Annotated in this window: 22 protein-coding genes and 1 pseudogene; 16 read left to right on the plus strand and 7 right to left on the minus strand. The window is 72.6% G+C overall.

Annotated elements, in window-relative coordinates; genetic code table 11:
- Positions 1–80: 80 nt before the first annotated feature.
- Positions 81–995, plus strand: a complete 915-nt coding sequence (locus ACWDZ4_RS18475; protein ID WP_451509448.1) for a LysR family transcriptional regulator — start codon at positions 81–83, stop codon at positions 993–995.
- 39 nt (positions 996–1,034) lie between these two features.
- On the opposite strand, the gene ACWDZ4_RS18480 is transcribed toward ACWDZ4_RS18475, so the two are convergent.
- Positions 1,035–1,466, minus strand: a complete 432-nt coding sequence (locus ACWDZ4_RS18480) for an ATP-binding protein (protein WP_450262331.1) — start codon at positions 1,464–1,466, stop codon at positions 1,035–1,037.
- 384 nt (positions 1,467–1,850) lie between these two features.
- Entirely contained in the window at positions 1,851–3,008 is a 1,158-nt protein-coding gene (locus tag ACWDZ4_RS18485; RefSeq protein ID WP_451509449.1) for an 8-amino-7-oxononanoate synthase, read from the minus strand.
- 143 nt (positions 3,009–3,151) lie between these two features.
- Between ACWDZ4_RS18485 and bioB the strand changes: the two genes are divergently transcribed.
- The 5 genes from bioB (at position 3,152) to ACWDZ4_RS18510 (ending at position 7,533) form a co-directional block, all read left to right on the plus strand.
- A complete protein-coding gene (bioB, locus tag ACWDZ4_RS18490) occupies positions 3,152–4,303 on the plus strand; it encodes a biotin synthase BioB (RefSeq protein WP_451509450.1) in 1,152 nt (383 codons plus the stop codon).
- The gene (locus ACWDZ4_RS18495) at positions 4,296–5,624 is read left to right on the plus strand and encodes an adenosylmethionine--8-amino-7-oxononanoate transaminase (RefSeq protein ID WP_451509451.1); all 1,329 of its coding nucleotides are present in this window, start codon (positions 4,296–4,298) and stop codon (positions 5,622–5,624) included. The genes bioB and ACWDZ4_RS18495 overlap by 8 nt, the downstream gene beginning before the upstream one ends.
- An 85-nt stretch (positions 5,625–5,709) precedes the next feature.
- Positions 5,710–6,405 (plus strand): dethiobiotin synthase, encoded by a 696-nt coding sequence (gene bioD / locus ACWDZ4_RS18500; RefSeq protein ID WP_451509452.1) that lies wholly within the window; start codon positions 5,710–5,712, stop codon positions 6,403–6,405.
- A 34-nt stretch (positions 6,406–6,439) separates the two neighbouring features.
- Positions 6,440–6,802, plus strand: a complete 363-nt coding sequence (locus tag ACWDZ4_RS18505; protein WP_451509453.1) for a VOC family protein — start codon at positions 6,440–6,442, stop codon at positions 6,800–6,802.
- 38 nt (positions 6,803–6,840) lie between these two features.
- A complete protein-coding gene (locus ACWDZ4_RS18510; protein WP_451509454.1) occupies positions 6,841–7,533 on the plus strand; it encodes a class I SAM-dependent methyltransferase in 693 nt (230 codons plus the stop codon).
- Positions 7,534–7,567: 34 nt separating this feature from the next.
- Here ACWDZ4_RS18510 and ACWDZ4_RS18515 read toward each other — a convergent pair whose 3' ends face one another.
- Together ACWDZ4_RS18515 and ACWDZ4_RS18520 are read right to left on the minus strand one after the other, a co-directional pair.
- Complete coding sequence (locus tag ACWDZ4_RS18515) at positions 7,568–7,939, minus strand: fic family toxin-antitoxin system, toxin component (RefSeq protein ID WP_451509455.1); 372 nt, start codon at positions 7,937–7,939, stop codon at positions 7,568–7,570.
- Positions 7,936–8,163 carry an antitoxin gene (locus tag ACWDZ4_RS18520; protein WP_214910147.1) on the minus strand — a complete coding sequence of 76 codons (228 nt, stop codon included), beginning with the start codon at positions 8,161–8,163 and terminating at the stop codon, positions 7,936–7,938. The genes ACWDZ4_RS18515 and ACWDZ4_RS18520 overlap by 4 nt, the downstream gene beginning before the upstream one ends.
- 96 nt (positions 8,164–8,259) lie before the next feature.
- Here ACWDZ4_RS18520 and ACWDZ4_RS18525 point away from each other — a divergent pair, with 96 nt between their 5' ends.
- The 7 genes from ACWDZ4_RS18525 to ACWDZ4_RS18555 all read left to right on the plus strand — a co-directional run bounded on the left by ACWDZ4_RS18525 (position 8,260) and on the right by ACWDZ4_RS18555 (position 15,510).
- A complete protein-coding gene (locus ACWDZ4_RS18525) occupies positions 8,260–8,685 on the plus strand; it encodes a GNAT family N-acetyltransferase (RefSeq protein WP_451509456.1) in 426 nt (141 codons plus the stop codon).
- A gap of 157 nt (positions 8,686–8,842) precedes the next feature.
- Entirely contained in the window at positions 8,843–10,231 is a 1,389-nt protein-coding gene (locus ACWDZ4_RS18530) for a hemolysin family protein (RefSeq protein WP_451509457.1), read from the plus strand.
- Positions 10,228–11,253, plus strand: coding sequence for a hemolysin family protein (locus ACWDZ4_RS18535; protein WP_451509458.1), 1,026 nt, complete (start codon positions 10,228–10,230; stop codon positions 11,251–11,253). The genes ACWDZ4_RS18530 and ACWDZ4_RS18535 overlap by 4 nt, the downstream gene beginning before the upstream one ends.
- Before the next feature lie 78 nt (positions 11,254–11,331).
- Complete coding sequence (locus ACWDZ4_RS18540; RefSeq protein ID WP_451509459.1) at positions 11,332–12,111, plus strand: SGNH/GDSL hydrolase family protein; 780 nt, start codon at positions 11,332–11,334, stop codon at positions 12,109–12,111.
- An 80-nt stretch (positions 12,112–12,191) separates the two neighbouring features.
- On the plus strand, positions 12,192–13,634 hold the full coding sequence (gene purB, locus ACWDZ4_RS18545) for an adenylosuccinate lyase (protein ID WP_451509460.1): 1,443 nt from the start codon (positions 12,192–12,194) through the stop codon (positions 13,632–13,634).
- A 10-nt stretch (positions 13,635–13,644) separates the two neighbouring features.
- A complete protein-coding gene (gene mug, locus ACWDZ4_RS18550; RefSeq protein WP_451509461.1) occupies positions 13,645–14,208 on the plus strand; it encodes a G/U mismatch-specific DNA glycosylase in 564 nt (187 codons plus the stop codon).
- 144 nt (positions 14,209–14,352) lie between these two features.
- Positions 14,353–15,510 (plus strand): ROK family transcriptional regulator, encoded by a 1,158-nt coding sequence (locus ACWDZ4_RS18555; protein ID WP_451509462.1) that lies wholly within the window; start codon positions 14,353–14,355, stop codon positions 15,508–15,510.
- Positions 15,511–15,615: 105 nt separating this feature from the next.
- Here the strand turns inward: ACWDZ4_RS18555 and ACWDZ4_RS18560 are convergent, their stop codons facing one another.
- Together ACWDZ4_RS18560 and ACWDZ4_RS18565 are read right to left on the minus strand one after the other, a co-directional pair.
- A complete protein-coding gene (locus ACWDZ4_RS18560) occupies positions 15,616–16,386 on the minus strand; it encodes a GntR family transcriptional regulator (protein WP_451509463.1) in 771 nt (256 codons plus the stop codon).
- A gap of 136 nt (positions 16,387–16,522) precedes the next feature.
- Positions 16,523–17,399 (minus strand): annotated as a pseudogene (locus tag ACWDZ4_RS18565) (sigma factor).
- A 252-nt stretch (positions 17,400–17,651) separates the two neighbouring features.
- Here ACWDZ4_RS18565 and ACWDZ4_RS18570 point away from each other — a divergent pair.
- Together ACWDZ4_RS18570 and ACWDZ4_RS18575 are read left to right on the plus strand one after the other, a co-directional pair.
- Positions 17,652–19,274 carry an alkaline phosphatase D family protein gene (locus ACWDZ4_RS18570; protein WP_451509464.1) on the plus strand — a complete coding sequence of 541 codons (1,623 nt, stop codon included), beginning with the start codon at positions 17,652–17,654 and terminating at the stop codon, positions 19,272–19,274.
- Between the two features lie 178 nt (positions 19,275–19,452).
- On the plus strand, positions 19,453–20,910 hold the full coding sequence (locus ACWDZ4_RS18575; protein ID WP_451509465.1) for a GNAT family N-acetyltransferase: 1,458 nt from the start codon (positions 19,453–19,455) through the stop codon (positions 20,908–20,910).
- On the opposite strand, the gene ACWDZ4_RS18580 is transcribed toward ACWDZ4_RS18575, so the two are convergent.
- Positions 20,804–22,039 (minus strand): trans-sulfuration enzyme family protein, encoded by a 1,236-nt coding sequence (locus ACWDZ4_RS18580; RefSeq protein ID WP_451509466.1) that lies wholly within the window; start codon positions 22,037–22,039, stop codon positions 20,804–20,806. The two genes, ACWDZ4_RS18575 and ACWDZ4_RS18580, sit on opposite strands and share 107 nt — an antisense overlap.
- Before the next feature lie 59 nt (positions 22,040–22,098).
- Here ACWDZ4_RS18580 and ACWDZ4_RS18585 point away from each other — a divergent pair, with 59 nt between their 5' ends.
- On the plus strand, positions 22,099–22,581 hold the full coding sequence (locus ACWDZ4_RS18585) for an Lrp/AsnC family transcriptional regulator (RefSeq protein ID WP_344493885.1): 483 nt from the start codon (positions 22,099–22,101) through the stop codon (positions 22,579–22,581).
- Position 22,582: the final 1 nt, after the last annotated feature.

Consider the following 22,582-nt stretch of genomic DNA (forward strand, 5'->3'; position numbering starts at 1 on the left):
CCTGGACCTTCCGAGGCTTTAGCATGTACATGCGATCTTCTGGGTCTGCCTGAAGGAACGCTTAAGGGGGTGCGGGGCCGGTGTACGACCCGACACGGCTCGCGGCACTGGTGGCGGTCGCCGAGGCCGGCTCGATCACCCGTGCCGCCGCGCGGCTCGGCTACACCGCGCCCGCCCTGTCCCAGCAGCTGGCCAAGCTGGAGCGGGAGGCGGGTGCGGCCCTGCTGGTGCGTCACCACCGCGGTGCCCGCCTGACGGCCGCGGGCGAACTGCTGGCCGCGCGGGCCCGCCGCGTACTCGACGAGATGGACCGGGCGCGGCACGAACTGGCGCGGCTCGCGGGCCTGTCCGGCGGGCGGTTGCGTATCGGTACGTTCACCACGGCCGGCATCCACCTGCTGCCGCCCGTGCTCAGCGCCTTCCGCCGCGCCCACCCCGACGTGGAGCTCGCGGTCGCCGACTACGAACCGCCGGACGGCGTCTCGGCCGTCGCGTCCGGCGCGGTCGACCTGGCGCTGACCCACGCGTACGAGCCCGCGCCGGCCGTGCCGCTGCCTTCCGGGGTGGCGGCGCAGCCGCTGCTCGACGAGGAGCTCGTCCTGGTGACGGCGCCGGGGCACGCACTGGCCACCGGCTCGGGGCGACTGCCGGTCGCCGAGCTCGCCGGGCAGCCGCTGATCAGCAGTGCGCCCTCGCATCCGCCCCGGCAGGGCGTGGAGGCGGCGCTGGCCGCGGCGGGGGCGACGCCGGCGGTCGTGTGCGAGTCACCCGGTTACGCGCTGGTGTGCGCGCTGGTCAGCTCGGGGCTCGGGGTGGCCGTGGTGCCCGAGATGGTCGCCGCGATGGCGATGACGCCGGTGGGCGTGCGGTCGCTGGAACCGGCCGGGCTGCGGCGCACGATCTCGGTGGCGTACCGGCCCGGCGAGGCGAGCCCGGCGGCGGACACCCTGCGCGCGCTGCTGCGCGGCGCGTTCGGCCGGGCCTGTGCGGTCTGAGCCCTCCTGCTGCGCCCTTCTGTCCGTGCGGCCCGAGCCCTACTGCTGGACGGGTACGGTCCAGGGCAGCGCGATCCACACGGTCTTGCCGCCGTCCCGGGTGGGCTGGACGGACACCCGCCCGCCGTACTCGGCGGTGAGCCAGCGGATGATCACCATGCCGCGCCCGTTGTCCTGCTGGACGGCGGCGGGCAGCCGTTTCGGCCAGCGCGGGTGACTGTCGGTGACGCCGATGCGCAGCTGCTCGTCCCGCTCCAGCTGCACGTCCACGGTGAACGTCGGCGACTGCCCGAAGGTGTGCTGAACGGCATTGGTCGCAAGCTCCGAAACGATCAGCCGGACGGTATCGGCGGCGTCGGATCCCGGGGGCATGCCCCATTCGCCGAGAATCTCCGCGACATATCTCCTGGCCGCGGAGACCGAGGCTGGCTCGCTCGGCAGAGTGACGGATACTTCCTGATGGTCTGCCATGGCGACGCTGTCCCTTTCCCACCGGGGCCGGACTCCGACTCGTAGCGGATGAACTTCGAGGACGGCCTCGGATTGTGGTCCGCGCCAGAGTGCCACTCATGGTGTTGCTATCGGGGGTGATCCCCCGAGATATGCAGATATCTGTCGCTCAAAGCGGTGAACTCTGCTGCGCGGAACCACCTTTGAGCCGGGTCTTGTGCAAGGTCCGTGGAGAAGCCGCGAAGGCCCTGTTGCGGGACGGTGCCCACCAGCTCTGGCCTCCCGGCGAGTTCGGCCGGTGGGCGGCCGGCAGGTGCGGAACAGCGGTTACGGGGGGTTACTGCCGACACCGGAATTTCCTCATGTGAATTTCCGGGTCCTGCCCGGGGAATCGACCGACGGCCCTCAGAAGGCAGTCGTGGGCGCGGTCCGCACGACCGTGTCCACCGCCTCCGTGATCTGCCGGTCCGTGAGGTCCGCCCGCGCGGTCAGCCTGAGCCGGGAGATCCCGTCCGGTACCGACGGGGGACGGAAGCAGCCCACCACGAGACCGGCCGCCCGGCAGTCGGCGGCCCACCGCACCGCCGCCTCCGGCGAGGGCGCCAGGACCGACACCACGGCGGCGTCCGGACGTACGGCGCTCAGGCCGGCGTCCGTCAGTCCGCGGTGCAGCGAGAGGGCGACGCTCCGGGCCCTGCCCGCCAGCTCCGGTTCACGGCGCAGCAGCCGTACGCTCGCCAGCGCCGCGCCCGCGGCGGCCGGTGCCAGACCGGTGTCGAAGATGAACGTACGGGCCGTGTTGACCAGGTGGTCGATGACACGGGCCGGGCCGAGGACCGCTCCGCCCTGGCTGCCGAGCGACTTCGACAGGGTGAGCGTGGCGACGACGCCGTCCGCTCCCGCGAGGCCCGCCGCGTCCAGCGCGCCCCTGCCGCCGTCCCCCAGGACGCCGAGCCCGTGCGCGTCGTCGACGAGGAGGGCCGCTCCGTACGCACGGCAGGCCGCCGCCAGTTCCGGCAGGGGCGCCGCGTCGCCGTCCACCGAGAACACCGAGTCGGTGACGGCGAGGGCGCGGCCCCCGTGCGCGTCGAGCGTCTTGCGCACGGCGTCGGGGTCGGCGTGCGGCACCACCGCGGTCGTGGCGCGCGAGAGCCGGCAGCCGTCGACGATCGAGGCGTGGTTGAGGGCGTCGGACACGATCAGCGCGCCGTGACCGGCGAGCGCGGTGAGGGCGGCGAGGTTGGCGGCGTAACCGGAGGAGAGGACGAGGGCGGCCTCGAAGCCGCAGAAGTCGGCCAGTTCCCGCTCCAGTTCGGCGTGCAGCCGCGTGGAGCCGGTGACGAGCCGCGACCCGGTGGCGCCCGCGCCCCAGCGGCGGGCGGCCTCCGCGGCGGCGGAGGTGACCTCCGGGCGGCGGGTGAGGCCGAGGTAGTCGTTGCTCGCGAGGTCGAGCAGGGCGGACTCGGCGGGGCGCGGGCGCAGGGTCCTGACGAGTCCGGCCGTGGCGCGCACCGCAGCCTGCTCGTCGATCCAGCCGAACGGGTCGGACGGTCCCTGGGGCATGAGTGAGTCCCTTTTGTAGGCAGCGAACAGACACTAGCCGGGGTCATGCTCGGTCAGGGTGTGGCAATACCCACACCCTGCGGGGCCGCTCTTGTGCGATTCCTCCCTGGCGGCAGGCTGCGCCGTAGGCCAGGATCGGCGCCATGGACCTGCTGAACACACTGGTGGAGAAGGGGTTGCGGCGTGAGCTGCCGACCCGCGAAGAAGCGCTCGCCGTGCTGGCGACCTCCGACGACGAGCTGCTCGATGTGGTGGCCGCGGCCGGAAAGGTACGCCGTCAGTGGTTCGGGCGGCGGGTGAAGCTCAACTATCTCGTCAACCTCAAGTCGGGCCTGTGCCCCGAGGACTGTTCCTACTGCTCGCAGCGGCTCGGCTCGAAGGCCGAGATCCTGAAGTACACCTGGCTGAAGCCCGACGAGGCGACGAAGGCGGCGGCCGCGGGGGTCGCCGGTGGCGCGAAGCGGGTGTGCCTGGTGGCGAGCGGGCGCGGGCCGACGGACAAGGACGTCGACCGGGTCTCGAAGACGATCGAGGCGATCAAGGACCGGCACGAGGACGTCGAGGTGTGCGCCTGCCTCGGGCTGCTGTCCGACGGGCAGGCGGAGCGGCTGCGGGCCGCGGGCGCCGACGCGTACAACCACAACCTGAACACGTCCGAGGGGACGTATGGCGCCATCACCACCACCCACACCTACGCCGACCGCGTGGAGACCGTCCAGCAGGCGCAGGCCGCGGGCATGTCCGCGTGCTCCGGGCTGATCGCGGGCATGGGCGAGTCCGACGCCGATCTGGTGGACGTCGTCTTCGCGCTGCGCGAGCTGGACCCGGACTCGGTGCCGGTGAACTTCCTGATCCCCTTCGAGGGGACGCCGCTCGCCAAGGAGTGGAACCTCACCCCGCAGCGGGCGCTGCGCATCCTCGCGATGGTGCGGTTCGTCTGCCCGGACGTGGAGGTGCGGCTGGCGGGCGGGCGCGAGGTGCACCTGCGCACCATGCAGCCGCTCGCGCTGCACCTGGTCAACTCGATCTTCCTCGGCGACTACCTGACCAGTGAGGGCCAGGCCGGTCAGGCCGACCTGGAGATGATCGCCGACGCCGGTTTCGAGGTGGAGGGGACGGACACGACGACGCTGCCGGAGCACCGGGGCGGTGGCGGCTGCGCGTCGGCGTGCGGCGAGCCGGTGTGCGGCGAGCCGGCGGCCGAAGGGGACGCCCCGGAGATCCCGGCCGCCCGTACGGACCTGGTGTCGGTACGCCGGCGGGGCGCCGGGACGGACCTCGCGCCCAATGCCTGAGCCGCTTTCCCCCGCCCTCTCGCCCGCGCTCTCCCCCGCCGAGCTGCTCCGGCTCGACCGGGAGCACGTCTGGCATCCGTACGGTCCGATGCCGGGCCGGGCCGAGCCGCTGCTGGTGGAGTCCGCGTCCGGCGTCCGGCTGCGGCTCGCGCGGGCCGCCCACGGCCAGGACGAGCTGATCGACGGCATGTCGTCCTGGTGGTCGGCGGTCCACGGCTACAACCACCCCGTCCTCAACGAGGCGGCGCGCGGTCAGCTCGACCGGATGAGCCATGTGATGTTCGGCGGGCTCACCCATGAGCCCGCCGTGCGTCTGGCCGCCAAGCTGGTGGAGATCACTCCGCAGCCGCTGCGCCATGTCTTCCTGGCCGACTCCGGTTCGGTGTCGGTCGAGGTCGCGGTCAAGATGTGCCTCCAGTACTGGCGTTCGGTCGGCCGTCCCGGCAAGCAGCGGCTGCTGACCTGGCGCGGCGGCTACCACGGGGACACCTGGCAGCCGATGTCGGTGTGCGACCCCGAGGGCGGGATGCACGAGCTGTGGCAGGGGGCGCTGCCGCGCCAGGTCTTCGCGGACGCGCCGCCGGCCGGGTACGACGCGGCGTACGCCGACCACCTGCGCGCGCTGATCGCCCGTCACGCCGGCGAACTGGCCGCGGTGATCGTGGAGCCGGTGGTGCAGGGCGCGGGCGGGATGCGCTTCCACTCCCCCGCGTACCTGCGGGTGCTGCGGGAGGCGTGCGACGCGCACGACGTGCTGCTGGTCTTCGACGAGATCGCGACGGGTTTCGGCCGTACGGGAACCCTTTTCGCCTCGGAGCACGCGTCCGTCTCACCCGATGTCCTGTGTCTCGGCAAGGCGCTGACCGGTGGTTACCTGACGATGGCGGCGACGCTGTGCACGTCCGAAGTGGCCGACGGCATCTCACGCGGCGAAGTCCCGGTCCTGGCCCACGGTCCGACGTTCATGGGCAACCCGCTGGCGTCGGCGGTGGCGTGCGCCTCGATCGACCTGCTGCTCGGCCAGGACTGGCAGGGCGAGGTCAAGCGCATCGAAGCGGGCCTGGGCGAAGGGCTGGCGGAGGCGGCGCGGCTGCCGGGGGTGCGGGACGTGCGGGTGCTGGGTGCGATCGGCGTCGTACAGCTGGACCGCGCTCTCGACGAGGCCGCCATGGCGGCGGCGACGGAGGCGGCGGTACGGGAGGGCGTGTGGCTGCGCCCGTTCCGCGACCTGATCTACACGATGCCGCCGTACGTCACGAACGACGAGGACCTGGACCGCGTCTGCCGGGCGGTGCGGGCGGCGGCGTCGGCGGGCGGGTGAGCGGCCCCCTGCCCACCCGGACACACAGACGAACTACAACGAACTGCAACCAATTACGACGAACCACTACGCAGGAGCACCACCCATGGCCGTCATCGTCGTCAGTGGCACCGGCACCGAGATCGGAAAGACCGTGGTCACGGCGGCCCTCGCAGCCGCCGCCCGCGCCCAGGGACGTACCGTCGCCGTGCTCAAGCCCGCACAGACCGGACTCGCGCACGGGGAGCCGGGGGACGCCGACGAAGTCGTACGGCTCGCGGGCGGCGCGGTCGCGGGGGTCGAACTCGCCCGCTTCCCGGAGCCGTTGGCACCCGCGACCGCCGCCCGCCGCGCCGGCCTGCCCCCCGTACGGCCGCACGACGTCGCCACGGCGGCCGCCGAGCTCGCCGTCGAGTACGACCTCGTGCTCGTCGAGGGCGCCGGCGGCCTCCTCGTCCGCTTCGACGACGACGGCGCCACCCTCGCCGACGCCGCCCGCCTGCTCGACGCGCCCGTACTCGTCGTCACCCCGGCCGCGCTCGGCACGCTCAACTCGACCGCGCTGACCGCCGAGGCGCTGCGCGCCCGCGGGATCGAGATGCTCGGGATCGTCGTCGGCAGCTGGCCCGGGGAGCCCGGCCTCGCCGAGCGGTGCAATCTGACGGACCTTCCCGAGGTCGCCGGAGGAGCGCCCCTGCTCGGCGTCGTCCCCGAGGGCGCGGGAGCCCTGGAGCCCGCCGAATTCCGCAGCCGCGCCACGACATGGCTCGCGCCCCGGCTCGGCGGCACCTGGTGCCCGTGAGCGCCTGAGCGCCTGAGCGCCTAGGGTCGTCGTCATGCGAGCACGTATCGACGAAATCGTCTTCGACTGCGCGGACCCGGCCGCGCTGGTCCGGTTCTGGGCCGCCCTGCTGGGCGGCGACCCCGTCGACCGGAGTCCGCACTGGTCGTACGTCGACCCGCCGGACTGGACGCGGGTCGCCTTCCAGCGCGTACCGGAGGGCAAGACCGTCAAGAACCGCCTCCACCTGGACCTGGAGGCGGGCGACCTGGACGCGGCGAGCGCCGAGGCGGAGCGCCTGGGAGCGACCAGGACGGGCGGCATCGTCACCGACGGGAACGGTTCCTTCCAGGTGCTGCGGGATCCGGAAGGCAACGAGTTCTGCTTCGTGAGCGGCGTGAGCCCCGCCACGGGGTAGGAATCGCGGTATCCGTACGCCCACGGAGGAGGTCCGCGATGCTGGAACGCCGCCGCAAGGTTCCCCGGGACGCCGTGCACCATCCGCTCTTCGCCCGTTTCTACGCCCGCGTGAGTGTGATCTCCGACCTGAGGAGCGGGGTCGCCGCGCACCGCGCGGAGCTGCTGTCCGGTCTCTCGGGCCGGGTCGTCGAGATCGGCGCGGGAAACGGGCTGAACTTCGCGTACTACCCGTCGGCCGTCTCCGAGGTGGTGGCGATCGAACCGGAGCGCAGCCTGCGGCAACTGGCCGTGAAGGCGGCCCTGGACGCCGGTGTCCCGGTGGACGTGGTGCCGGGCGCCGCGGAGGCGCTGCCGGTCAAGAGCGAGGCGTTCGACGCGGCGGTGGTGTCGCTGGTGCTGTGCAGCGTACGGGACGTCCCGCGCGCCCTGTCCGAGATCAAGCGTGTGCTGCGGCCGGGTGGCGAGCTGCGGTTCTTCGAGCACGGCCGGGGCGAGGGCCGGGCCATGGTGACGGTCCAGCGCGCGCTGGACCGCACCGTGTGGCCCCTGCTCTTCGGCGGGTGTCACACGGCGCGCGACCCTCTCGCGGGCATCGCGGCGGCGGGCTTCGACCTCGGGAGCCACCGGCGGCTGTCCGTACCGGAGAAGGGGCCGAAGCTGCCGTCGTCGCCCTGCGTGCTGGGCGTGGCACACCGGCCCCCGGAGGAAACGGGGCCGTCCGGCGGCTGAGACCGCGCGGCCCGCTCCCTCACCGACCCCACCCTCACAGACTCCACCGCCGCAGCTCTTCGGCGATCGCGTGCACGTCCGCCTTGCCTTCCTTGACCAGCCTGGCCAGGTCCCTCACCTGTTCGGGCGAGGTCGCGATCTTCAGGCCGCAGGCGACGAGGTAGCCGTACGCGACGGCCGAGGCGAACATCGCGTTGGAACGTTCCAGCGCGGGCACCTGGAGGAGCAGGTGGAGCAGGGCGGCGGCGCGGGCGGGCGCGTCGCCGTAGACGGGGATGCCGAAGATCTCCGCCTCGTGCCGGGCCACGGCGGCGACGAGAGCGCCCCAGTCGACGACCTGCGGGTCGCCGGGGGTCTTGTGCTCGGCGACCATGAGGAGCCAGGCGAGGTCGATCTTGAGAGTCAACGCTTGCCTTCGCGCTCCGTGCCGAACTCTTCCGCGAACACCGATTCGTACTGCTTCATGAAGTCGGACGCGGCCTCGACGAAGGTGCGGCCCACCTCGCCCGCGTCCTGTCTGACCAGTTCCTCGATGTAGCGGTTCACGCTCATCCCGCGCTGGAGGGCGCGCTGCCGCGCGGCCTCCGCGGTGGTCTCGTCCACGCGTACGTTCAGCTGGGTCTTCGCCACCCCTCCACGCTAGCGCGGTAGCGCTAGCACCGGCAAGGGGTGTCCGGCATACGGAAGGCGGTCGACGCGGCGGCCCCCGGGTGCTGGGATGACGCCATGAACGATCTTCGAATACGCGCCGCGAGCCCCACCGACCTCGACGCGGTACTGGCCTTCTGGAAGGAAGCCGCCGAGGGGACGAGCATCAGCGACGACCGCGCGGGCGTCGAGCGCCTCGTCGCCCGGGACCCCGACTCGCTGATCCTCGCGGAGCTCGGCGGCGAGCTCGTCGGCACGGTCATCGCGGGCTTCGACGGCTGGCGCTGCCACCTGTACCGGCTGGCCGTGCACCCGGACCGGCGGCGGCGCGGCATCGGCTCCGCGCTGCTCACGGCGGCGGAGGAGCGGTTCGTGGGGCTGGGCGGGCGGCGCGGCGACGCGATGGTCCTCGTCCGCAACGAGCTCGCACACCACGCCTGGCGCGCCGCGGGCTACGCCCCGGAGCCGCAGTGGCAGCGGTGGGTCAAGCCGCTCGTGGACTGACTTCTGCCGCAGTTTGCTGGTCCTTTACCATGGGCGGATCATTCATCCCCTTTTTTGAAAGGTGTGAGCGTCCGCCCATGGGCGAGCCTCCCAGTACCAGCAGTCGACATCGCGCACTCCTCCCCGCCCTGCCCGATCATGGGACGGAGGTGAACCGATGACCGAAGTGCTTCTGCTCGCCGTGGCCGTGCTGCTCTCGCTCGCCTGCGGAGCCTTCGTCGCAGCCGAGTTCTCGCTGACCACGATCGAGCGCGGAGACCTCGAGCGGTCCGTGGAGCGCGGCGAACGGGGTGCGGCGAGCGCTCTCAAGGCCGTACGCAGCCTCACGTTCCAGCTCTCCGGCGCCCAGCTCGGCATCACCGTCACCAATCTCCTCGTCGGCATGCTCGCCGAGCCTTCCATCGGCAAGCTGATCCGCGGTCCGCTCGAGGACGTCGGCCTCTCCCGCTCGGCGTCCTCGTCGGTGGCTCTGGTCATCGGTACGGCCCTGTCCACCGTCGTCCTGATGGTCGTCGGCGAGCTGGTGCCCAAGAACTGGGCGATCTCGTCACCCCTGGCCGTGGCCAGGGTGGTCGCCGCCCCGCAACGGGTGTTCAGCGCGGCCTTCCGCCCGCTCATCAGCCACCTCAACGGTTCGGCGAACCGGATCGTGCGGCGCCTGGGCATGGAGCCGGCCGAGGAGCTGGCCTCCGCCCGCAGCCCGCAGGAGCTCGTCGCCCTGGCGCGGCACTCCGCGCGGGAGGGGGCGCTGGAGGCCGACACGGCGGAGCTGTTCGTACGGACCCTGAACCTGGCCGAACTGACCGCGGAGAACGTGATGACCCCGCGCGTGCAGGTCACCGCGCTCGACGTGCAGGCCACCGCGGAGGACGTCGCGAACGCCACCCGCGCGACCGGCCTGTCCCGCTTCCCGGTCTACCGGGGCAGCCTCGACTCGGTCGTCGGCATCGCGCACATCAAGGACGTGCTGACCGTGCCCGCCGAACGCAGGCCGTCGTACCCCGTCTCGTCCCTGCTGCGCGAGCCGCTGCTCGTACCGGAGTCGCTGACCGTGGACCGGCTCCTCGACCGGCTGTCGGGCAAGCGCACCATGGCCGTCGTCATCGACGAGTACGGCGGCACGGCGGGCGTCGTGACGCTGGAGGACATCGTCGAGGAGGTCGTCGGCGAAGTGCGCGACGAGCACGACCCGCACGAGACGCCGGACCTCGCCCCGGCCGGCGAGGACGCCGACGGGCGGACGCTGTGGTCGGCGGACGGCGCGGCCAGGACGGACCAGCTGGAGCGGGTCGGACTGCGGCTGCACGACGGCCCGTACGAGACGCTCGCCGGGCTGGTCGCCAGTGAGCTGGGCCGCATCCCGGTCGTGGGCGACCGCATCGAACTGGCCGGATGGCAGCTGGACGTGGTGGACGCGGCGGGCCGCCGCGCGGCGCGCGTGCTGCTGCACGCCCCGCTGCCCGGGGAAGAAGAGGCCGCGGGCTCCTACGGCTCCGCGGGTTCCACCGGCTCGACCCGTTCCGGGGAAAAGGAGGCCGGGCGATGACCGCGGTCCAACTGCTCATCGGCCTGCTCACGCTGGTCGTCAACGCCTTCTTCGTCGGCGCGGAGTTCGCGCTGATCTCCGTACGCCGCAGCCAGATCGAGCCGGAGGCCGAACGCGGGAACCGGCGGGCGCACAGCGTCCTGTGGGGCCTCGAACACGTCTCGGCGCTGCTCGCGGCGGCCCAGCTGGGCATCACGCTGTGCACCCTGGTGCTGGGCGTGGTCGCCGAGCCGGCCATCGCGCACCTGCTGGAGCCGGTCTTCCACGCCGTCGGTGTGCCGGACGGGCTGACACACCTCGTCTCCTTCGTCATCGCGCTCGCCGCGGCGACGTATCTGCACATGCTCTTCGGCGAAATGGTGCCGAAGAACATCGCGCTGGCCGAGCCGGTGCGGATCGCGCTGCTGCTGGGGCCGCCGCTGGTGGCGCTGGCCCGTGCGCTGCGCCCGGTGATCTTCGCGATCAACGCCTTCGCCAACGCGCTGCTCAAGCTGTTGCGGGTGGAGGTCAAGAACGAGGTGTCCGCGACGTTCTCGGACGACGAACTGGCGCGGCTGGTCACCGACGCGGGCGACGCCGGCCTGCTCGACGACCGCGCGGCCGAGCGGCTGCACGACGCCCTGGAGCTGGGCCGGCGCCCGGTGCGGGACGTGGTCATGCCGGTGGAGCGCGTGGTGTACGCCCAGGTGGGAACGACCCCGGAGGACCTGGAGCGGCTGTCGGCCGAGTCGGGGTTCTCCCGCTTCCCGGTGCTGGAGGGTCTGCGGATCCTGGGTTACCTGCACGTCAAGGACGCGTTGGACGCCGTACCGCGCGATGTGCCGTTCCCGGTGTCCGCGCTGCGGCCGATCGCCCGGGTGCGGGCGGACGCGCTGCTCGACGACGTACTGACGGCGATGCGGCGCAGCCGGACGCATCTGGCGGCGGTGCTGGACGAGGACGGCAGTCCGGCGGGGCTCGTCACGATGGAGGACGTCCTGCGGGAGCTGGTGGGCCGGCCGGACCAGAAGCAGCAGTCCTGACCGTCGGCGCGGCCGGGGCGGCGAGGAGCGTCGCCCCGGCCGCGGCGGTGGGAGCGGCCGGGATACGATCGCTCCGCCATGGAAATGAATGCTGCCTACACCAGTTTTGTCGCGGTCGGCGACTCGTTCACCGAGGGCATGTCGGACGCGCTGCCCGACGGCTCGTACCGCGGCTGGGCGGACCTGCTCGCCGCGCGGCTCGCGGCGCGCACGCCGGGCTTCCAGTACGCCAATCTCGCCGTACGCGGAAAGCTGATCGGCCAGATCGTCGACGAGCAGGTCGGTGTCGCGGCCGCCATGCGGCCGGACCTCGTGACACTGGTGGGCGGGCTCAACGACACGCTGCGGCCGAAGGCCGACATGGGCAGGGTGTGCGGACTCCTCGAAGAGGCCGCCGGGAAGCTGGCGCCGTCCTGCGGGCAGCTCGTGCTGATGCGCAGCCCCGGACGGAACGGTCCGGTGATGGAGCGCTTCCGGCCGCGCATGGAGCAGCTGTTCGCCTTCATCGACGGTCTGGCGGCGCGGCACGGCGCCCTGGTGGTCGATCTGTACGGCGTTCCCGCGCTCGCCGACCCCCGGCTGTGGCACGTCGACCGGCTGCATCTGACGGCGGAGGGGCACCGGCGGGTCGCCGAGGCGGTGTGGCAGACGCTCGGACTCGCGGCGGAGGACGACTGGCGCTCGCCGCTCGCACCGGGCGTGACCCCCGGCTGGGCGGCGCGGCGCGGCAGCGACCTGCGGTTCGCGCGCGAGCACTTGGCGCCCTGGATCGGACGGCGCGTCACGGGACGGTCCTCGGGCGACGGGCGGCCGGCCAAGCGCCCGGAGCTGCTGCCGTACGACGGGCCCCTGCCGTAGCGCTCCCGCCCCTCCTTGTAGCAAGCCACACACAGGGGCGCTGCGCCGACCTGCAGAAACCGCCAGTAGAATCTGGTCGCGTGACTGCTGCTCCTGCGAAGCCCCGCATCCCCAATGTCCTGGCCGGCCGCTACGCCTCCACGCAACTCGCCGTCCTGTGGTCCCCCGAGGAGAAGGTGAAGCTGGAGCGCCGGCTGTGGCTCGCCGTGCTCCGCGCCCAGAAGGACCTCGGCATCGAGGTGCCGGACGAGGCCCTCTCCGACTACGAGCGCGTGCTCGACCAGGTCGACCTGGCGTCGATCGCCGAGCGCGAGAAGGTCACGCGCCACGACGTGAAGGCGCGGATCGAGGAGTTCAACGCGCTCGCGGGCCACGAGCAGGTCCACAAGGGCATGACGTCCCGCGACCTCACCGAGAACGTCGAGCAGCTCCAGATCCGGCTCTCGCTGGAGCTGATGCAGGGCCGTACGGTCGCCGTGCTCGCCCGCCTCGGCAAGCTGTCCGCCGAGTACGCGGAGCTGGTCATGGCGGGCCGCTCGCACAACGTCGCGGCCCAGGCGACGACCCTCGGCAAGCGCTTCGCGACGGCGGCCGACGAGCTGCTGGTGGCGTACGGACGTCTTGAGGAGCTGCTGGGCCGCTACCCGCTGCGTGGGATCAAGGGCCCGGTCGGCACGGCCCAGGACATGCTCGACCTGCTGGGCGGCGACGCGGGCAAGCTGGCGGACCTGGAGCAGCGGATCGCCGTCCACCTCGGCTTCTCGCAGGCCTTCACCTCGGTGGGCCAGGTGTACCCGCGCTCGCTGGACTACGAGGTCGTCACCGCTCTGGTGCAGCTGGCGGGCGCGCCGTCGTCGGTGGCGAAGACGATCCGGCTGATGGCCGGGCACGAGCTGGTGACGGAGGGCTTCAAGCCCGGCCAGGTCGGCTCGTCCGCGATGCCGCACAAGATGAACACCCGCTCCTGCGAGCGTGTGAACGGCCTCATGGTGATCCTGCGCGGCTACGCCTCGATGACGGGCGAGCTGGCGGGCGACCAGTGGAACGAGGGCGACGTGTCCTGCTCGGTGGTGCGCCGCGTCGCGCTGCCCGACGCGTTCTTCGCCTTCGACGGCCTGCTGGAGACCTTCCTGACGGTGCTGGACGAGTTCGGCGCCTTCCCGGCGGTCGTCTCCCGCGAGCTGGACCGCTACCTCCCCTTCCTCGCCACCACCAAGGTGCTCATGGCCTCGGTACGGGCCGGGGTCGGCCGCGAGGTCGCGCACGAGGCCATCAAGGAGAACGCCGTGGCCTGCGCGCTGGCGATGCGCGAGCAGGGCGCCGAGCGCAACGAGCTGCTGGACAGGCTCGCGGCCGACGAGCGGATCCCGCTGGACCGGGCGCGGCTCGACGAGCTGATGGCCGACAAGCTGTCCTTCACCGGGGCGGCCGCGCAGCAGGTCGGGGCCGTGGTCTCCCGCATCGAGGAGATCGTCAAGCGGCATCCCGACGCCGCCGGGTACGCCCCCGGATCGATCCTCTGATCCGCACGCCATGACGCCCGAAGAACTCCAGGCCGCCCGCGACCGCCTCGTTCCCGACGTGGTCGCGGGCGGCCTGCGGGTGCTTTTCTGCGGCATCAACCCGGGGTTGATGTCGGCCGCGACGGGCCACCACTTCGCCCGCCCCGGCAACCGCTTCTGGCCGGTGCTGCACCTCTCGGGCTTCACGCCCCGGCAGTTGAAGCCGTGGGAGCAGGACGAGCTCCTGTCCTACGGTCTGGGCATCACCAATGTGGTGGCCAGGGCGAGCGCGCGGGCCGACGAGATCAGCGACGAGGAGTTCCGCGAGGGCGGACGGCTCCTGACGGCGAAGGTCGAACTGCTGCGGCCGAAGTGGCTCGCGGTGGTCGGCATCACCGCCTATCGCACGGCATTCGGTGAGAAGAAGGCGATGATCGGGCCGCAGGAGCGGACGATCGGCGGGACCCGGATCTGGGCCCTGCCCAACCCGAGTGGACTCAACGCCCACTGGACCGCGCGGACCATGGCCGAGGAGTACGCCGGACTGCGGGCCGCGTCGCAGGACGACGGTCGGGATCCCGAAGTCACGCGCTAGGCGCGGAGACCGCCGACGCCCGGAAGCCGTCGGCCGTACCGCTCGGGCACGGCGGAAGCCGCACGCCGCCGGATCGTACTCGCCGCTCCCCCGACCAGCGAGTACGATCCGGCAGAACAAGCGCGCGAGCTGGGAGGACACACCGTGGGGCGGCTGACCGGCGGGGACCCCTCACTGCTGCGGCGGATCAATTCCGCCGTGGTGCTGCACGCCCTGCGGGGCGCCGGCTCGCCCACTCTCACCGACCTGACCCGCATCACGGGCCTCTCCCGGCCGACGGTCGAGGGTGTGGTCGAAGGGCTCATGGAGACCGGGCTCGTCGTCGAGGCCCCGGCCGAGGACGGCGAGACGCGGCGGCAGGGGCGGCCCGCGCGGAGGTTCCGGTTCCGGGTCGAGGCGGGACACTTGCTGGGCGTCGAGATCGGTCCGCACCGCATCGCCGCCCTGCTGTCCGGCCTCGACGGCCGCGTCATCGGCGCGGGCTCCCGCGAGGTGTCCGAGACCGCCTCGGCGGACGCGCGGCTCGACCGGGTACGCGCCACGGTCGCCGACGTACTGCGCCGCGCCGGAGTCGCCCGCAGCTCGCTGCGCGCCGTCGGCGTCGGCTCGCCCGGCATCGTGGAGGCCGACGGAACCGTGCGGCTGGGCACGGCCCTGCCGGAGTGGACCGGGCTGCCCCTCGGCGAGCGGCTCCGGCGTTCCTTCCGCTGCCCCGTACTGGTGGAGAACGACGCCAACGCGGCGGCCGTCGCCGAGCACTGGAAGGGCGCCGCCGTCGACTCCGACGACATCGTGTTCGTCCTGGCCGGGCTGAGCCCCGGCGCGGGTTCGCTGATCGGCGGCCGGCTGCACCGCGGGTACGGCGGCGCGGCCGGCGAGATCGGAGCGCTGCACCTGCTGGGCCGCGAGGTCACGCCGGAGACGCTGCTGTCGACGACGGACGAGCCGCTGCTGCCGCTGGACGAGCAGGCGGTGGCAACCGTCTTCCGGCGTGCCAGACAGGGCGACCCGGGGGCGCGGGAGGCCGTCGAGAGGTTCATCCAGCGGCTGGTGCACGACGTGGCGGCGCTGGTCCTGGCGCTCGACCCCGAGCTGGTCGTGGTCGGCGGGTGGGCGGCCGGCATCGACGGTGTACTGGAGCCGCTGCGCGGCGAGTTGGCGCGCTACTGCCTGCGTCCGCCGCGGGTGGCGCTGTCGCTGCTCGGTGAGGCGGCGGTGGCGACCGGTGCGCTGCGCCTGGCCCTCGACCATGTCGAGGAACAGCTCTTCGCCGTCGAGGGAACGGTGACGGCCCGCCGCTGAGCCGCGACGGGCCGCACCGCAAGTGCCTCACGTTCCGCAAGTGCCTCACGTTCCGCAAGTGCCTCACGTTCCGTAAGAGCCTCGCGTTCCGTAAGGCGGACGGAGTCAGGAGGCCCTGCGCTCCTGCCCGTGGTGGCTTATCTCCACGTCGCCCGAGTCACCGAAGGTGAGCCGGCAGGTGTCCGCCCGGTAGGTGGCCACGGAGACCGCGGCGGTCCTGCCCTCGGCGAAGTAACGCGTGGTGACGACGAGGACGGGCGCGCCGGGCAGCCGGTCGAGCTCCTTCGCGTCGTCCGCGCGGGCGGAGCCGAGTTCGACAGCACGGTCCTGGCCGTCCATCGCGAGGCGCTGCAGCTCCCGGAGCACGCTGCGTGCGCGGGCCACGCCCGAGGGTGCTCCGATGGCCGCGAGGTCCGGCACGGACGCGTCCGGTACGTACAGCAGCTCGGCTGCCACCGGCTGACCGTTCGTCACCCGGATCCGGCGCACCACGTGCACCTCGTCCCCGGCGTCGAAGTCGTCGTCGAGCATACGGACCACCGCGACGGGGGGCACGGCGCTCGCGCAGTCGACCGGCTGCCAGGCGTCGCCGGCCGCGCCCGGCCATCCGTGCTGCGAGGTGCCGACGTCCACACCCACGCGCGGCGGGGCGACCGTGGTGCCCACGCCGCGACGGCGCTGCAGGCGGCCTTCCAGTTCGAGCTGTTCGAGGGCCTGGCGGAGCGTGGCGCGCGCGACGCCGAAGCGCGAGGCGAGTTCACGCTCGTTGGGCAGGATCTCACCGACCGCGAAATCGGAGTCGAGTGCCTCGCTGAGCACGGTCTTGAGGTGCCAGTACTTCGGCTCCGGCACCGTTTCGAGCTGCGTGGTCCCCACCCTGATCCTCCGCAATCAGCCTGTCCCCGGCGAGTTTCCGCGCCCTTGTTTATTAAAGGTTCCTGCACTAACTCTGCGACCATAAGTCCGTGGCCCCCCTTGGTCAAGACCAATCGGTGCAGGGCAGGCGCCGCTCCTAAGGGGCGAATGCGGTGAGTCTGTCGGGGTTGCGGACGATGCAGACACGCACTGGAGGAGGCCGCCCGCGACATCCAGCTGGAAGACCGCGCCGGGCTTCGAGCCGGACAGGACCAGCAGGGCCGGCCCGCCGTTGAGTTCCAGGAAGCGGAACTCGCTGCCGGCGATCGGTTGTTCGGCCGCGGCGAACAGGAAGCGTCCCACCTTGTCGGCGCTCCCCATGACCCGCAGTGGCGCCTTGGCCTTGCCGCCGCTGTCACCGCTGTCACCACTGTCACCGCTGTCACCGCTGTCACCACTGTCGCCGACGCGCCGGACGTCCGGCGCGAGCAGTGCGAGCAACGCGTCGAGGTCCCCTCCCGACGCCGCCGCGAGGAACCGCCCGGTGAGGTCGCGGCGTTCGGCCGGGTCCACGTCGAACCGCGGCCCGCGTTCCGCGACCTGCCGCCGGGCGCGTCCCGAGAGCTGCCGTACGGCCGGTTCCGGGCGTTCCAGGGTGGCTGCGATTCCTCCGTACGGGAAGCCGAAAGCCACCCGAGGACGAACACCGCGCGTTCCAGCGGGGAGAGCGACTCGAGAACGACGAGAAACGCGAGCGGGACGGAGTCGGCGAGCGGCTCGGGCAGCCACGGTCCGACGTACGCCTCACGCCCGGCCCGTACGTGGCGCAGCCGGCCGACGGCGAGCCGGGTGGTGATCCGCACCAGGTGGGCGCGCGGTGCGCGCGCGTCGTCACGCGACTGCGCGGACCAGCGCAGCCACGCCTCCTGCACGACGTCCTCGGCGTCGGCGACCCGGCCGAGCATCCGGTACGCCACTCCGGTCAGAACGGGCCGGTGCTCTTCGAAGACGTCAGTCACGGTGTCGGCGGCCACTCCCTCATCCCAGCCGACCTTCCCGCGCTGTCCGGACGATGACACCGCGGGGCTCCGTCCTGCGGGAGCGGGGCCGGACCGGAGCGCGCCGGACCGGTTCCCGGGAACGGTGGCCGGCTGTTCACTTGTGGTTCGTGTGGTTGCCGCGGCCGGGCACTAGGCATGGCGTCACACGCCGGACCGTCCGCGGGGCGGACACTCCGACGGCGTTCCGATCCACCGAACGACCGAACCGTCACTGGAGGCGCATCGATGCCGCACCGACCGCAGAGCCAGTCCCCCGACCGACGTTCCGTCCTGCGCGGCTCGCTGGCCGCCTCGGCCTCGCTTGCCCTGCCCGCCGCCGTCGGCGCCGCCACCGTGGGCGCGGCCGCCGCGCCTGCGCAGGCGCTCTCCGGCCGGCCGCGCGCCGCATGGGGTGTACAGACGGGTGACGTCACCTCCTCGTCGGGTCTGGTGTGGGTACGGTCCGACCGCCCGGCCCGGATGATCGTGGAGACGTCCGCGACGGAGTCCTTCCGCCACTCCCGCAGATGGCACGGCCCCCTGCTCGGGCCCGGTACGGACTTCACCGGGACGACAGCGCTGCGGGGCCTGCCCCCGGGCGAGCAGGTGCACTACCGGGTGACCCTCACCGATCCCGACGATCCCCGACGCACCGGGGAAGCGCTCCGGGGAACGTTCCGTACGGCGTCCGCGAGGCGACGCGAGGGCGTGCGTTTCCTTTGGTCGGGGGACATCGCGGGCCAGGGGTGGGGCATCAACCCGGACATCGGCGGCTACCGGGTGTACGAGGAGATGCGCCGCCTCGATCCGGACTTCTTCCTGTGCAGCGGCGACACCGTCTACGCGGACGGCGTGATCCGGCCGAGTGTGACGCTGCCCGACGGGCGCGTGTGGCGGAACATCACCACCCGGGAGAAGTCGAAGGTCGCCGAGACCCTGGACGAGTTCCGCGGGAACTTCCGCTACAACCTGCTGGACGGGAACGTACGCCGTTTCAACGCGCAGGTGCCCTCGATCGTGCAGTGGGACGACCACGAGGTGCGCAACAACTGGTACCCGGGCCAGATCCTCGACGACGCCCGCTACACGGAGAAGAACGTCGACGTACTGGCGGCACGGTCGATGCGCGCGTTCAGCGAGTACTTCCCGATCTCGACGCTCCCCGCGCGCGGGGAGGACGGGAAGGGAGGGAAGGGCGACGGCCGGGTCTACCGGGTGGTCGGGCAGGGTCCCCTGCTCGATGTCTTCGTCCTCGACATGCGGACGTACCGCAACGCCAACTCGCCCGGACGCCGGCCCGACGACACGACCGGCATCCTCGGCGCCGAGCAGCTCGCCTGGCTGAAGAAGGAGCTGTCGCGCTCCCGCGCGGTGTGGAAGGTGATCGCCTCCGACATGCCGCTGGGGATCGTCGTCCCGGACGGGGCTGCCGACTTCGAGGCGGTCGCACAGGGTGATCCCGGGGCGCCGCTGGGCAGGGAGCTCCAGATCGCGGAGCTCCTGCGTCACATCAAGCACGCCCGTATCACCGGCACGGTGTGGCTCACGGCGGATGTGCACTACACCTCGGCCCAGCACTACGATCCGTCCCGCGCGGCGTTCAAGGACTTCGCGCCCTTCTGGGAGTTCGTGTCCGGGCCGCTGGCCGCGGGCGGCTTCCCGTCGAGCCGGCTCGACGCCACCTTCGGGCCGGACCAGGTCTTCGTGAAGGCACCGGCCCGTGCCAACGTGTCACCCATGGAGTCCCCTCAGCACTTCGGCGAGGTCGAGATCGACGGCGGGAGCGGCGAGCTGACGGTGCGGCTGCGCGCCGAGGGCGGGACGGTGCTGTTCAGCAAGGTGCTGCAGCCCGGCCGCGTCGGCCAGTAGCCGAGGATCGGGAGGGAATCCGGGAGTCCAGGAATGCGGACGGGCTGGATTTCGCGGCCGGTCGTGGCTGAAAACGGTCACTAAGCCCCCAGAAGCGCGCTTAACCCATCAGTCACAGCGTGTTCGTGATCACGCAACACCGGTCGGCCACAGTGGTGCCATGACGGATGTGACTGGCATGACCGATACGACTGACACGACGGCCGCGACGGCCGCGACGGCCACGGCATCGCCGAAGCCTGCCCGCCGTGCCCACCACTGGCGGCGGGACCTCGTCGAACTCGCCGCCCTGTTCACCGCCGTGGCCGTCGCCGACGCGATCGCGAACGCGATCGCGCACGGCCCCGACGGACCGTATCTCCTCGTGGCTTCGGCCGTGGTGCTGGCCGCCACGGCCGGGTTCCACACCTGGTGGGCGCGGCGGCACAGCCATTCCCCGCCGCCCCCTGCCGACACCCGCCCCGGTCCCGGTACGGCCGGTGACGGTGCGCCGCCCGCCTCCGGGACCGCGCTCTGGCGGATGCGCACCACCGTCAGGGACGAGCCCGGCAGCCTGGCGCTGCTGTGCACCGCCCTGGCCCGCCACCAGGTGGACATCCTCACCCTGCAGACCCACCCGCTCGCCGACGGCACCGTCGACGAACTGCTGCTGCGCGCCCCCGCCACCCTCCAGGCCGCCGCGCTGAGCCGTGAGGTCTCCGCAGCCGGCGGCCGCGACACGTGGCTGGAGCGGGCCGACGCCCACGACCTCGTCGACGCCCCCACCCGGGTGCTCGGTCTCGCCGCCCGCACCGCGCTCGACGCCGCGGAACTTCCGCTGGCGCTGCGCCAGTTGCTCGGCCGCTGCACCATCCATTCGCTGCCCGCCACCAGCCTCACCGGCCGGCCCACCGGTGACGCCGCTCCGGTCGAGGGCGTCCTCGACGGCACGGTCATGAAACTGCGGGATCCGTCCGGCGGGACGATCACCGTCGAGCGCCACTACCTGCCCTTCACCCCGACGGAGTTCGCACGCGCCCGCGCCCTCGTGGAACTCGACGCCCGCCTCGGTCCGCGCGTCCCGCGCGGCGAGCAGGTCCTGACCCTCCCCGAGGGCAACGAGATCACCGTCCGCAGGGCCGGGCCCGACGACCTCGACGCCGCCCGCGCCATGCACGACCGCTGCGGCGACCGCACTCTGAGCCTGCGCTATCACGGTCCGATGGGCGACGCCGACCGCTACCTCGGCCACCTCCTCAGCCCGCGTTTCGGCCGCACCCTCGCCGCCTCGACGGCGTCCGGCCGCCTCGTCGGCCTCGGCCACCTGCTCTGGGACGGCGACGAGACGGAGGTGGCGCTGCTCGTCGAGGACGCGTGGCAGCGCCGCGGCATCGGCTCCGAGCTGTTGGGCCGCCTGGTGGCGCTCGCCGCCGAGGCGGGCTGCGAGAGCGTCTACGCCGTCACCCAGTCGTCCAACACCGGCATGGTCGCGGCCATGCGCGGCCTCGGCCTGCCCCTCGACTACCAGATCGAGGAGGGCACCCTGGTGGTCACCGCGCGGCTGGGTACGGCGGACGTACGTCCGCGTCCCGCTCACGCACAGGAACCGGTACGGACACGGGCGCACGCACAGACGCAGCGGCCCCGGCAGCACTGAGGGCCTCGCACAGGTCCCGCCACAGGTCCTCCACGTCCTCGAGCCCGACCGACATCCGCAGCAGCCGGTCGCTGACCCCCGAGGACCGCCGGTCTCCCTCGGCCACGATGCGGTGGCTGATGGAGGCCGGATGCTGGATGAGCGAGTCCACGCTGCCGAGGCTGACGGCGGGCGTGATCAGCCGTACGCCCCCGATCACCGCGTGCGGATCGCCGTACACCTCGAAGGCCACCATCGCGCCGCCGAGTTTCGGATAGTGCACCCGCGCCACCCGCGGATCGGCGGACAGCCGCCGGGCGAGCTCGGCCGCGGACGCCGACGCCGCACGCATCCGTACGGGCAGGGTGGACAGCCCGCGCAGCAGCAGGTATCCGGCCAGCGGATGGAGTACGCCGCCGGTCGCGAACCGCACCTGACGCAGCGCGCGGGCGAACTCCTCGTCGCACGCCACCACCCCGCCGAGCACGTCGCCGTGTCCGCCCAGGTACTTGGTCGCGCTGTGCAGGACGAGCCGCGCGCCGTCCTCCAGCGGGCGCTGGAGCACCGGCGTCGCGAAGGTGTTGTCGACGAGCAGCGGCACCGACCCGCAGGACCGCGCGACCGCCCGGACGTCGATCTCCGCGAGGGTCGGGTTGGCGGGGGTCTCGACGATCACGAGGCCGGTGTCGGGGCGGATCGCGTCTTCGATGCCGGCCGGGTCCACCCAGGTCACCTCGGTGCCGAGCAGCCCGGCGTTCAGCAGGTGGTCGCTGCATCCGTACAGCGGCCGTACGGCGACGACGTGGCGCAGGCCCGCGCTCGCCCGTACGAGGAGTACGGCGGTGAGCGCCGCCATGCCGCTGGCGAACGCGACGGCGCTCTCGGCGCCTTCCAGCCGCGCCAGGGCGTCCTCGAAGCGAGCGGTGGTCGGGTTGTCGAGCCGTGAGTAGACGGGCGGGCCCTCCGGCCGCGCGCCGGTGGCGGCGAACGCGTCGATCCTGGCCGCCTCCCCCCGGCTGTCGTACGAGGGGTAGGTGGTCGACAGGTCGAGCGGCACGGCGTGCAGTCCCAGCGCCGCGAGGTCTTCGCGGCCGGCGTGGACGGCTTCGGTGGCCAGGGCCCGGGGTGTGGTCGAGGCGTCGGTGTTCATGACATGACTCTGAACAGCTACCGGGAGGTACGGGCGGATGGCCGTGCTACGTTCGGCGTATGGCCGAATCCGTCGTACTGGACCCGGTCGATCTGCACATCCTGCGCCTTCTGCAGAACGACGCGCGGACCACCTACCGCGATCTGGCCGCCGAGGTCGGGGTCGCGCCCTCCACCTGCCTGGACCGGGTGGCGCGGCTGCGCCGCTCCGGTGTGATCCTCGGCCACCAGCTGCGCCTCGATCCGGCCAAGCTCGGCCGGGGCCTCGAAGCCCTGCTCCTGGTGCAGGTACGCCCGCACCGGCGCGAGCTCATCGGCCCGTTCGTGGAGCGCATCAGGGCGCTGCCCGAGTCGCGGGCGCTCTTCCACCTGACCGGGCCCGACGACTACCTCGTCCATGTGGCGGTGGCGGACACGGCGGACCTGCAGCGGCTGGTCCTGGACGAGTTCACCTCGCGGCGCGAAGTCGCCCGCGTGGAGACCCGGCTGATCTTCCAGGCGTGGGACTGCGGACCGCTGCTGCCACCCGCGGCCGGGCGCTGAC

The organism is Streptomyces sp. NPDC003016 (assembly GCF_053591455.1).